Origin of the sequence: Phormidium pseudopriestleyi FRX01 (assembly GCF_017313335.1) — a bacterium.
Taxonomy (GTDB): Bacteria; Cyanobacteriota; Cyanobacteriia; order Cyanobacteriales; family Laspinemataceae; genus Laspinema; species Laspinema pseudopriestleyi.
This window is the reverse complement of the sequence record NZ_JAFLQW010000359.1, coordinates 1-10,866: the sequence shown is the minus strand read 5'-3', so window position 1 is coordinate 10,866 and position 10,866 is coordinate 1. Positions and strand designations below refer to the sequence as shown.

The 10,866-nt window shown below is 48.0% G+C and carries 10 protein-coding genes; 1 reads left to right on the top strand and 9 read right to left on the bottom strand.

All coding sequences use genetic code 11. The features are described from left to right. Window positions 1-92: 92 nt before the first annotated feature. The 3 genes from yqeK to J0895_RS13545 all read right to left on the bottom strand — a co-directional run bounded on the left by yqeK (window position 93) and on the right by J0895_RS13545 (window position 3,442). Window positions 93-593 (bottom strand): bis(5'-nucleosyl)-tetraphosphatase (symmetrical) YqeK, encoded by a 501-nt coding sequence (gene yqeK / locus J0895_RS13555; protein WP_207088611.1) that lies wholly within the window; start codon window positions 591-593, stop codon window positions 93-95. A gap of 228 nt (window positions 594-821) precedes the next feature. After that, complete coding sequence (locus tag J0895_RS13550; protein WP_207088613.1) at window positions 822-2,066, bottom strand: glycosyltransferase family 4 protein; 1,245 nt, start codon at window positions 2,064-2,066, stop codon at window positions 822-824. Between the two features lie 659 nt (window positions 2,067-2,725). Next, window positions 2,726-3,442, bottom strand: a complete 717-nt coding sequence (locus J0895_RS13545; protein WP_207088610.1) for a hypothetical protein — start codon at window positions 3,440-3,442, stop codon at window positions 2,726-2,728. Window positions 3,443-3,753: 311 nt separating this feature from the next. Between J0895_RS13545 and J0895_RS13540 the strand changes: the two genes are divergently transcribed. After that, a complete protein-coding gene (locus J0895_RS13540) occupies window positions 3,754-3,897 on the top strand; it encodes a chlorophyll a/b-binding protein (protein WP_207088609.1) in 144 nt (47 codons plus the stop codon). Between the two features lie 160 nt (window positions 3,898-4,057). Here the strand turns inward: J0895_RS13540 and J0895_RS13535 are convergent, their stop codons facing one another. From J0895_RS13535 to J0895_RS13510, 6 genes are all read right to left on the bottom strand, one after another. Continuing rightward, window positions 4,058-5,140: a pentapeptide repeat-containing protein gene (locus J0895_RS13535; protein ID WP_207088608.1), complete on the bottom strand. Its 1,083-nt coding sequence runs from the start codon at window positions 5,138-5,140 to the stop codon at window positions 4,058-4,060. Between the two features lie 164 nt (window positions 5,141-5,304). Next, window positions 5,305-6,519 carry a pentapeptide repeat-containing protein gene (locus J0895_RS25900; protein ID WP_242541282.1) on the bottom strand — a complete coding sequence of 405 codons (1,215 nt, stop codon included), beginning with the start codon at window positions 6,517-6,519 and terminating at the stop codon, window positions 5,305-5,307. A gap of 448 nt (window positions 6,520-6,967) precedes the next feature. Next, on the bottom strand, window positions 6,968-7,159 hold the full coding sequence (locus J0895_RS13525; protein WP_207088614.1) for a hypothetical protein: 192 nt from the start codon (window positions 7,157-7,159) through the stop codon (window positions 6,968-6,970). A 73-nt stretch (window positions 7,160-7,232) separates the two neighbouring features. Continuing rightward, window positions 7,233-7,427 carry a glutamine synthetase inactivation factor IF7A gene (gene gifA, locus J0895_RS13520; protein WP_207088607.1) on the bottom strand — a complete coding sequence of 65 codons (195 nt, stop codon included), beginning with the start codon at window positions 7,425-7,427 and terminating at the stop codon, window positions 7,233-7,235. A gap of 406 nt (window positions 7,428-7,833) precedes the next feature. After that, window positions 7,834-8,841: a hypothetical protein gene (locus tag J0895_RS13515; protein ID WP_207088606.1), complete on the bottom strand. Its 1,008-nt coding sequence runs from the start codon at window positions 8,839-8,841 to the stop codon at window positions 7,834-7,836. Between the two features lie 219 nt (window positions 8,842-9,060). After that, a complete protein-coding gene (locus J0895_RS13510; protein ID WP_207088605.1) occupies window positions 9,061-10,650 on the bottom strand; it encodes a glycoside hydrolase family 57 protein in 1,590 nt (529 codons plus the stop codon). Window positions 10,651-10,866: the final 216 nt, after the last annotated feature.

Genomic DNA, 10,866 nt, shown 5'->3' with positions numbered 1-10,866 from the left:
CTAAACGTAAAGGGAAAGTTCAAATTAGATTTGAGCCGACTTATTAGAGGCGAAATGAGCAGCGCCCATTAGAATTAGGCTTTGGTCTAAGGCTATGCAAGAATCCCCGTGTCTTTAGACATCGGGAGTGTCAACGCTGCCACGAGATTTTCAAAGCACATTTGCCGCAACTGTTCGAGTTCGGGGGTAGTCCCTCGTCCCGGTTCTAAGGTATCGGCGACATAAACAACACAACTGAGTTGGCTCATCTGTGGACTGCCTAGGGTATGATTGCGAATTGCCTCTAAAATGTCTTCATCGTTTACCCCAAACTCATCTCTAGCGACAATTGCACTCACATCGGCGTGTAACAGATGGGGTTCCCCGGCCAATATTTCATCCAGTTCTAAGCCCTCGGTTTGGGCTATTTGCAACAATCGCTGGGGTTTGAAATATTTGGCTAAATCATGCATTAATCCGGCGGATTTTGCTTTTTCAACATCAAGTTTATGATGTTGCGCGAGTTCGCCACAGAGTTGTTCGACGCGCAAAATATGTTGGACTCGCGGGGGAGTCACTTGATGTTCTAACCAGGTTAAGATGCGATCGCGCATACCGCTTTAAATCTCCTTCCTAACTATTCGGTGGCTTGTCTATTCAAACATTAAAATAGAGGGGGAATCAACAATTCCCTCTCTATTTTAACTTGAAGTTAGCCTATCTTGAAGAAAAGGGCTATTCCCCGAGGCTTGTGTTTGCTGTAATGTCCCCGTCACTGGGCCGGACTCTAGCACTTGAAGAGACTGGATTGAGTGAGTTAAATGCTCGAATGAGCCGACCATTTAGGCTTTTTTTCTGCGGCAGGCGATCGCCTCTTCAAACAAGGCTTCATATTTATTTAACGTCTCCTCAAAGGCATAATGGGCGATCGCATAGTCTCGACCTTGCCGCCCCAAAGCCTCGGTTTTTTCCGGGTTATTATACAGATCTAAAATCGCATTTGCCAAGGCTTCCGGGTCTTCTGGGGGGACAATAATTCCCCCTTCACTATTTTTAATCGCTTTCGCCGCAGTCCCCGTCGCTGGCACTGAACCCACAATCGCCCGCCCACTTGCCAATAATACCGGAATTTTTGAGGGCATATTAAACCCAATTACATTATGCTTTTGCAGCACTAGCCCCACATCGATACCCCCTAACATCTCCGGTAGAGTTTCTCTCGACTGAAACGGCAACAAGGTGACATTATCCGCCCCAAACATTTCACAATATTCACTCACCCGGCTGATGGCTTTCTCTTCCCCCACCACCACAAAAGCAATCTCTGGAATATGGGTCAGTTTCGCCGCTGCTTTGATTGCCGTGGGCAAATCTTGGGTTAGGGCAATATTTCCCGAATACAACACCACAAATTTCCCATTCAGTTGATGCTGATTCCGAAACTTATTCCCCTCTTTCGGTAACGGCTTAATGAAATTTGTATCCACCCAATTCGGAATTAAGGCAATTTTATCCGCTGGCACGGATTTCCCTAACAAATTCTCCACAAATCCCTCAGCAATCACGCTGATTTTATCCGCGTGGTGACAGGCAAATTTTTCTAATTCAGTAAACGCTCTAATCACTTTTTGATTTTTCAGCAACCCCACATGAACCGCCGCTTCATGTTGAATATCCTGAATATTTAAAATCACTGGACAGCCTGTGATTCGCCCTAACAAGGTGGCTGGAATGCAGACAGGCAAGGGTGGAACTGTTGCCAAAATGACATCAGGACGCCAACCTGTTAACGCTTGGGGAAAACTATTCAGGACAAAACTACCATCGAGTAACACCCGGTCTAATAAGGACGGTTCCGGGCGAATATAAACCAAACTGCGTTGAATTTTTACGCCGTTTCTGTCTTCATTAAAATACCATTTGCCCTGATATTCGGGGTAAATGCGGCGTTCTGGATAATTAGGCATCGCGGTGACGACGCGGACTTCATGGCCTCGATTCACCAGTCCTTCTGCCAATTCAGTCATTAAAGGAGCGATACCGATCGGTTCAGGATGATAGTTGTAGGAATAAATCAGAATCCGCATAAAATGAGTGGTAGTCAAGGGAGTGCTGTTTTCATCGTTGGGGAAAATACCCATCACTCTGAATTTCTGGCGTCTTCAAGATTCCGCTCTCTTAAGACATTTTATCCAGACCCTAGGGCAAGCAAACAAGATAGACCAGGAATACACTTGATCCAGGAGCAACCTGTGAGGGTCATTGTACTCACCATTCTAATTTCAGCCTTGTAAAAGATCCGTTGGTGGACTCCATCCCCAGGATTAGGTCGGGTTGCCGCAAAAACATGACTTGTTTTTGCCGCGATCATGTCTTTGAAAGATTGAGATCCATTCAGTTTTTTCCCGCTTACCGGACTGCTCCTGTGGTTGGCCTTTTTTCTATCGCCTCGTTGGTACTTGCACGCCTAGGTGATTCTGCCCCATGACAGAACTCGTTTTGGTTACCCTACAGGTTATTTTATTATATTATAGTCAAAAAAAATACAGAGGCAACACCCACCCAATCATCTAGCTGCATCGGGGTCTATCCTGAAGATGATTGCTGTTGAGGAGTGGAAAATTTGTTGAAATTTCAGTTCACTACCTCTTGCCTGGGCCTTTTTTAAACTGGGTGATTTTGGCCCTCCATCCTCCATCCCGACTCAGAACCCATGAATCCTGATTTAACCTCCCACTCAATCGGTCTAACTTCTCTTGACTTGTAACTTGCCAATTTTAAAGTTGACTACGGTGGAAAAAACTGAAATTATGAAGTAAAAAAAGCGAATTACCCAACCGCGACCTGCGTACAAATAGCCCACCAATTCTGGACTTAATCTAGTGATTCTAGCAAATCTAGCTTTGCTTGTTCTCTCTAGTTCTTCTAATTCTATCATTTCTTTTTCTCGGACTGGTAAAGAAGGTGATTTAGCGGTATAAATATAATATCCAATAAATCCTTCTTGTTGAGGTGTGGATTGTCTCAAAAAAGAATTGGTGATTAACTCCGCTTGATTATAAGAAATGTTTTCTTCAGCAGAAAACAATTGAACCCAGTTATAATATCTAAAAATCGTGCCGGTACTAAAAATTAAGGGAACTAATACAGCTAAAGTTAACCCACTGACTCGGGAGGCAAAGTAACGGGGTAACAAAATGGTGGCTACGCCAAATCCCATGCCCAAAATACCAAATACAATAATATTCAGAAGTTCCATGATTTCTAGGCTTAAAAGTGCGTCGCCTATGAGGGGAATTTGATAAACTAGGGCATCCCCCAGCAGAATGGATATAAATTTAATTACCAATGCAATCACGACGACTGCACAAGTTACTAAAAGATACAGCAAGGTGCGGCCCAAAAGTTTTAGGTAAAGCATTATCTCTCCGTGGGAGTCAGAAATACAGGCTGATAATAACATTTTGCACGTTTGGGATTGTTGGGGGCCTCTTTACGGAACGGACCTCTCTCGGGTTACGCCCCAACTCCGTCCCCCCCCCTTGACAGCACTCTAGGACCACCTTGAAGCTAGGGTGGAGCCTCTACCCTCGTCGGAAGGATAATGCGTTATAGCAGGTTTACGGTAGGTTTATCGCCAAATTTCATATCGTTAATTGCCAATTGTTAATTTTTTGGCCCTTTGTCAGGATGTTGTAACGAAATGTTGCGGTTTCCCCAACTATGCGTTAAGTTATATTACAGAGACTTGACTAACTAGGAGTTTTCTGAATCATGGATGATACAAAAGCAAAATTCGGATTTACAGAGGTTGCGGAAACCTGGAATGGTCGTCTGGCAATGCTAGGTTTTGTGATTGGTGTGGCAACTGAGTTGCTGACTGGACATGGGATTCTGTCTCAGATCGGACTCATGTAACTCTTAAAAATATTTTTCTGTCCTTCCTTCAAAGAGAATCAAGGGAACAAACCAATGCCTGAAAGTACCGAAACGACTTTCAGGCATTTTTTTTGTCCGGGGAACGGGCAATCCTGAATCAAATCGGCCTTGCTGGAATCCGAGGACCCCGGGGTGGGACTCAATCACCGGAACGGTTACCCATCCCGGGGTCCTCGGATTCAAAAATCGCGCCTAGCTTGATCAACTCTTGTTTCAGGGATTCGGAAATACCGATTGTCTGAGCAAATCGCGCCCGATCGCAGATGACTCCAGTCCACTCAACTCGACTGACATCGGCACCGGTTAAGTCAGCATCGGTTAAGTTTGCCCGACTCAAATCCGCATTTTTAAGAACTGCATCCACCAAGCAGATCCCCGAGAGATTTGCCCCCCGCAGATAAGCCGCAGTAAAATTAGTCCGACGGGCGATCGCATTCGTGAGATTAGCCCGATTTAAGTTCGTGCGTAAATCAGCATCACTCAGATTAGCCCCACAGAGGTTAGTCCGATTAAGATTGGCATTGGTTAACTGGGCGTGAGATAAATTAGCACCGGCCAAATTCGCACCGGATAGATCCGCCAGTTCCAGATATGCATTGCTAAAATCGACATTTTCCAACTCGGCATGACTCAAGTCGGCATAATGGAAATCGAGATTGCTCAGATTACCCCCAGCAAAATCCTCTAGGGGATTGAGTCCCAGACTATGGGCGATCGCAATAAAATCATCACTTTTCGTTTCAAAAAACAACTCGCGGGCGATCGCCCGTAGACGGTCCTGGCAATCCCGCACCCGATCGCCGTCCCCGAGATGCTGATAACAGATTTTTAACTGATAGAGGAGTTGACCCTCTAACGCTTTATCCGCCATTTCAATCGCGATCGCCATCCGGCGTTGTTGATAGGCGATCGCCAATTCATACTCTCCCAGAGTCGAATAAGCCGTTCCTAAATTTAACAACGCATTCCCCTGTCCTTGGATATCCTCAATATCTTCGGCGATCGCCAGATGTTGCTCGTAACAGGTCACTGCCGCTTGGACATCTCCCAGGGCCTGATACGCCGCCCCCATATTCCCCAGGGCCGCCCCTTCCCGACTTCCTTCAGCAGCTTCTCGATAAATTGTCACCGCCTGACGCCAACAATCCAGGGCCGCCTCAAACTCCCCCTGCTGATATTGGGCAATTCCTTGTTTTAGCAGTAAATCTCCTTCAATCGTCATGTTCATTACTTAAGCATCAGGTTAAGGGGGGAGCAATTTGGTGTTGACTCAAACCGTTCCGATGTTCGGGCAGGTAAATCCCCAGAAGTTAAATGGACCAAAGCCAACAGAGCGATCGCCACTCCCCAGAGCAAATCCCCGGGGAGAATCCCTCCCCGGTTCGATTACGGCTCAAAAATAGCACCGCGTGCCTTGAGATCCTGTTCCATTTCCGCAGATAAACCCGAATCCAGCTTGAAACGCGCCTGCTCCACATTGGCCCCAGTCAGGTTCGTATTTGTAAGATTAGTCATGACTAACCCCGCCTGATGCAAATCAGCCCCGGCTAGATTCGCCCCAGACAAGTCCGCATCACTGAGATTGGCATTACTTAAATTTGCCTCTTGTAGATTGGCATTTTTGAGGGAGGCCCCGCTCAAAGAAGCCAGGGCCAAACTACATCGATGGAGGTCTGCACCTGATAGATTGGCATCACTTAAGAGTGCACCACTGGCATCAGCCCCGGCTAATTTGGCCCCAGTTAAGTTCGCTTCACTCAAATCAACATCACTTAGGTCAGCACCGCGCAATTTTACCCCGGGGAGTTCGGCACCGCTGAGGTCTAGTCCGCGTAGGTTACAACCCCAGAGTTTGGCCCCGGCAAAATCCCGATTAGGATCCATCCCGGCGAGTTTTGCCAGTTCGATAAAATTATCGGTGGTAGCGTTTAAAACTGGGGCGATCGCCTCCGCAATGGGGGACAAGTCTCGATAGGGGGGAACCTCTTCCACCGCCATTGGTGCGGATGGTGGGCCAGCATAATGCAGTTCGGTTCTAGTGAGGTGCGGTTGGAATTGACGTTCCACGAGCGATCGCGTCAGCAGTCGCTCTAGGATGCCATGTTGATTGGGATTAATATCGTGGGGCCACAGTGCTTCCGACTCTACCATGAGGATATTAGCCGCACTCACCTGGAATGTGGCTTGTACGCGCACAGGGGTTCCGCTGACTTGCAACCGGGCGAGTTTCAGAAGTCCCAGACTGCCTTTGAGGATGGAGCCATCCCCGGTAATGTCTAAAATCCAATGGCAAGGGGTTGGGGTCCCGGTGGTGACTTGACAGGAAAGGGTCTGCGATGGCGAAGAGGCGATGTCTGCTAATTCGGTGAGCAAACCGACTCCCTCGGGGAGGGTCGCATTTTCCAGGTTTAGCATCAGCTTGCCACCCGTCAACCCAAACTTAAAACGACCGCCGAGGACCTCTTGCCAGACTTCCTGAAAGTGTAGGGTCAAGTTCAAATCGAGGAACGCGGTGTCATTGGGCGGATCTAGGATAGGGGTGCCGGTCAATTCAATCGACAGGCAATGGAACTGTGGACGATCAGAAGATGGTTGTTGCATAACCCAGGCGCGAACGATCTGCTTCGGAATTTGCCTAAGCTTTTACCGTATCACGAGCTAGGGCATCCCATCTCAATTTGCTAGAAAACGACTTCTGGGCGATCGCGGATCCGGTGGGTACATCCGATGTTTGGACAGTCTGCCCTCATCCCCCACCAGCCCCATTCTCCTTGGGAGAAGCCCTCACCCTCAGTCCCTCTCCCCCTTTGGGAGAGGGATTTAGGGTGAGGGCGGCGAGCATTGGGATGCTCCCGATCCGGATTTAACCTCCAAAAAAAATTTAAGGGCGCTGCTTTTGAAGTAAAGCACGCCCTAATTGGAGGTTGAGACAATTTAATAGTTAAATTCAACTGGCTAATATTAGAGAGAATCAGGGCTCTCAGGATTTTTGTGGCGATCGTCTGCACAGAATCAGATTGATATCGTGCGTCAAACCAACTATTTCGGATTAGCTCATTGATGCGCCATTGCTGTTATAAGGCTGACAGCCATTAGATTGGCACTGGTCCGCATTGCTTTTCCAGCATTCGTTGTTGTCTAAACCAATTTCTTCAGCACTTCTTGTCAACATGGATTGCTGGCGATTTTTGGCGAGATGTTGATGACGAGTCATTCTGGCGCGAGCTAGATCTTCAGACATTGGATTATTCTCCTTTTTTTATCGGTGAAATTTTACAAAAAAAATGATTGATGTCAGGGACAATGGGATGGACTTAGCTCATCGTGGATTTAGAGCGGTCATAAGAGGTGCGGAAGTCAGAAGGGGGTTTACCTTGAATGGTACTGGTATAGTCGTCGGGATCCAGTCCGATTTCAGCGGCGCTCCGGAATAACATGGATTGCTGACGGTTTTTGACCATTTGATGGTGACGCATCATTAACGCACGAGCTTGATCTTGAGCAGACATTTGAGTAGCCTCCTGGTTTTTTTCGGGGGTGTTTTTTTGTGGAGTTTTTTCTCCTGTTTTCACTATAAAGGTAAATTCTGTAAAAAATGCTACAAAATCGCTGATTTTTACAAAAATTTACATAAATCTTTGGGATCACTGGAAAGTCTTGTCAATACGGCGATTCCGGTGGGGGTATTGTGACGAAGTATTGCAACAGGTTAACTTGGACTGTGATCCTGAGAAGATTTTGGGATTTGGGGAGGTCAAGGAGATGGGGGGATGGGGTTTGATAACTCCAGGAGGCCGGTACAGGATGGGGAAGACAACTGGGTTTCTTGAGGACATTTCTGGCAGTTGGTCAAAAATGTAGGAGCAGAAACTCGGTTTCATGTCCTGGGGATCTCATTTTGTACCGACGCTGGCCCTAGGGGGAGAGTTGGCTGACTCGTTCTTGAGCGTAGAGGAGATTGGTCTGGTATTCTTGGGCCTTTTGCTGGGCGGTGGAATAGTCGAGACTATCGGAGGGGACGGATTTCATTAGGCCGATCGCCTGTTCCCACTCCTGAGCAACTTTCATCCAGTCTTCCTGGGTTTGGGCCCATTGGGTCAAACTGGCGGCACTCATCGCCTGGTTCACGGCGTAGCGGAATATTTCGTGGGGTTGGGGAGGGGAAGAAGGGGTTTGCGCTGGAGGTGGCGGGGGCAGTAAGGGCGAATTGGTGACAGGCATCGGGAAGAGTGGAGGCGGTGGCGGGGGTGCGTAAGCGATTTGTTGTTGAGCGTAGGACCAATTGGTTTGGTACTCGATCGCCTTTTGTTCGGCAACCGGGCGATCGGGACTTTGGGGAGGGACCGCTTCCATCAGGGCGATCGCCTCGGACCACCAGGACTCTACCGTTTGCCATTGCGCCTGAGTGCGTGCCGATTGAGTCAGAGTCGCTGCTGTCATCGCTGCATTGACCGCTTGGCGAAAGGCATCTGACGGGGGAATCGTGACAACCTCATCCAATGGAACGGATGGAGAAAACAGGAGCTTGACCTCGAACTGAGGCGTGAACCCCCAGAAGAGATTGAGGGTGGTTAGGGTGATAGAGGCGATCGCAACCGTAGTCAGATGGAGGGAAATTTTGGAGCGCTCAGGTGCGATCGCTGGAGGTTTTTGAGCAGATACAGGAGGCGAGTTACAAAGCCAAACCGGGAGCAAACCTTTTTGACTCGATTGAGTTGAGAATCTGTCAGAAAGTTGAGGAATTGAAAGGCGGTTAACCTCAGAAGTTGCCACCTTTGTTACCATAAATAATTGGGAAGGAACAGGTTCAGAAGTTTGAAACAGTGAATCTTGCCAATCACAATCAGGACAATTAAATTGGTGGGTGCGAAACTTCAATCGGACCGAAGCGCGACAACGGGGACAGGGAAAATGGTTAAACATAGGATTAGAATCAGGCATTGATTCGAGGCGATCGCAGCACACAACTCGATCTCTTTTAGCACAATTTTCTGCCATTGACAGAGCCAACCCAGGTCAACCCGTCCAAAAAAACCGGATTTCTTAGGAGGAAATAGAGCATTTAATCTACGCCTTAATCCCCAGAAACCCGGTTTATATCCGAGAGAAAATCAATGTACAATCCATTGCACTCAAGATAGATTACAAGGGACGATAAACCCGATAATTAATCTCAGGGAAAATATTATCGATCGCCTCAACTTTTTCTAGCCAACCAGAATCAATTTTGCCGATATTGATATCCTCATAGATTTTGTGTAGACGCATCAAATGCGATCGGGTCCGACGAACCGCATAAGGAACCATCGTCCCCGTCCGCATGATAAACGCCCAATCCGAAGACTGTGCCAGGAGCAATTCTCGGGCCGCTTGGTTGAGCGCACGCCACTCCAGCTCATCCGCCGGGTCCCGATCGCTCAACTCAATCATGCGTTCGGCAGCCTTATGTAAATGGGGGTAAACCCAAGTATTCGTTTCATTCAGCCAATACTCGTGGAACCCCTTATAACCCCAGCTAGACTGAGACGGACGACAAACCTGCTGAGTCGGATTGTTGCGTAAGTAATCCGCCAGGTGGGTCATCTCGTAAGTGCCTTGGTCATACCAAGACTTGCGGAAGAGGTAATCAATGAACCAAGGGCCTTCATACCACCAGTGACCGAACAGTTCCGCATCATAGGGGGAGACAATCAGCGGAGGGCGTTGCATGATGCCGTGGAGGTGTTCCACTTGACGTGCTCGGTTAAACATGAAATTGCCAGCATTTTCAGCCGACTTTTCTCGCGCCCAATAGGGGTCGTAAAGTGCTTTATCCCCTAAACCGAGACCGCGACCCGTGATTTTGTGATATTTAATCCCGACATTCTTGCGTTGACCGTTGGGCATGATATACGGCTTGATATAATCGTACTCAGCTTCCCAACCCAAGTCCTTGTAAAATTCGCGATATTCGGGGTCACCGGGATAGCCGACCTCCGAAGACCAAACCTGTTGAGACGATTCGTGATCGCGACCGAAGACCGCCACCCCAGACTCCGTAAAAATGGGAGCATAGGTGCCAAAACGGGGACGGGGACGAGCGTAGAGAATGCCATGACCGTCCGTGAGGAAATAACGCAGACCGGCATCGGCCAACATTCGTTCCAAGCCTTCATAGTAGGCACATTCGGGGAGCCAGATCCCTTTTGGCGGACGACCGAAATTTTGTTCATAATGTTCGCAGGCGACCTGGATTTGTGCCCAGACTGCTTGCGGGTACATTTTCATCAAAGGCAGGTAGCCGTGAGTGGCACCACAGGTGATGATTTCGAGATTGTTGGAGTCTTGGAATTGTTTAAAGGCAGAGACCAAATCGCGATCGTAGCGTTCCCAGATTTGGCGGGTGTCGTTAAACTCATGGGCATAATGTTCCGCTAGATAGCGAATGTGACCATTGTGCTTGTTATGCTCAATTTCCAGTTCAGCAAGTTCTTCGAGTTGAGCGAGGTGTTCCTCGTAACGGTCTTGGAGTAGGGGGTCCCGGAGCATCGACACCAAAGGGGGTGTCATACTCATGGTGATTTTGAAATCGATCCCATCCCGCTTTAGACCTTCAAATACTCGCAGTAACGGGATGTAGGTTTCTGTAATGGCTTCATAGAGCCATTCTTCTTCTAAAACATAATCACTTTCGGGATGTCGGACGAAAGGAAGATGGGCGTGGAGGACGAGAGCAACGTAACCAATAGCCATAGTGTATTGTTTCTAGTGTAAGAGATAAAACTGACAGCAGCTTCAGGCAAGTTTTCTGTATTTGACACTCCCGATGTCTAAAGACATGGGGATTCTTGCACAGCATTAGAACACAGCCTAATTCTGATGGGCGCTGTCAAGACGCCTCTAATAAGTCCGCTCAAATCTAGTTTGAACTTTCCCTTGACTTTGCGAAGGATATTGGCAGTACCATTG

Coding starts and splice junctions, on each gene's coding strand:
- yqeK (WP_207088611.1), bottom strand. CDS start 593: ATGCGCGATCGCATCTTAACCTGGTTAGAACATCAAGTGACTCCCCCG.
- J0895_RS13550 (WP_207088613.1), bottom strand. CDS start 2,066: ATGCGGATTCTGATTTATTCCTACAACTATCATCCTGAACCGATCGGT.
- J0895_RS13545 (WP_207088610.1), bottom strand. CDS start 3,442: ATGTTATTATCAGCCTGTATTTCTGACTCCCACGGAGAGATAATGCTT.
- J0895_RS13540 (WP_207088609.1), top strand. CDS start 3,754: ATGGATGATACAAAAGCAAAATTCGGATTTACAGAGGTTGCGGAAACC.
- J0895_RS13535 (WP_207088608.1), bottom strand. CDS start 5,140: ATGACGATTGAAGGAGATTTACTGCTAAAACAAGGAATTGCCCAATAT.
- J0895_RS25900 (WP_242541282.1), bottom strand. CDS start 6,519: ATGCAACAACCATCTTCTGATCGTCCACAGTTCCATTGCCTGTCGATT.
- J0895_RS13525 (WP_207088614.1), bottom strand. CDS start 7,159: ATGTCTGAAGATCTAGCTCGCGCCAGAATGACTCGTCATCAACATCTC.
- gifA (WP_207088607.1), bottom strand. CDS start 7,427: ATGTCTGCTCAAGATCAAGCTCGTGCGTTAATGATGCGTCACCATCAA.
- J0895_RS13515 (WP_207088606.1), bottom strand. CDS start 8,841: ATGTTTAACCATTTTCCCTGTCCCCGTTGTCGCGCTTCGGTCCGATTG.
- J0895_RS13510 (WP_207088605.1), bottom strand. CDS start 10,650: ATGGCTATTGGTTACGTTGCTCTCGTCCTCCACGCCCATCTTCCTTTC.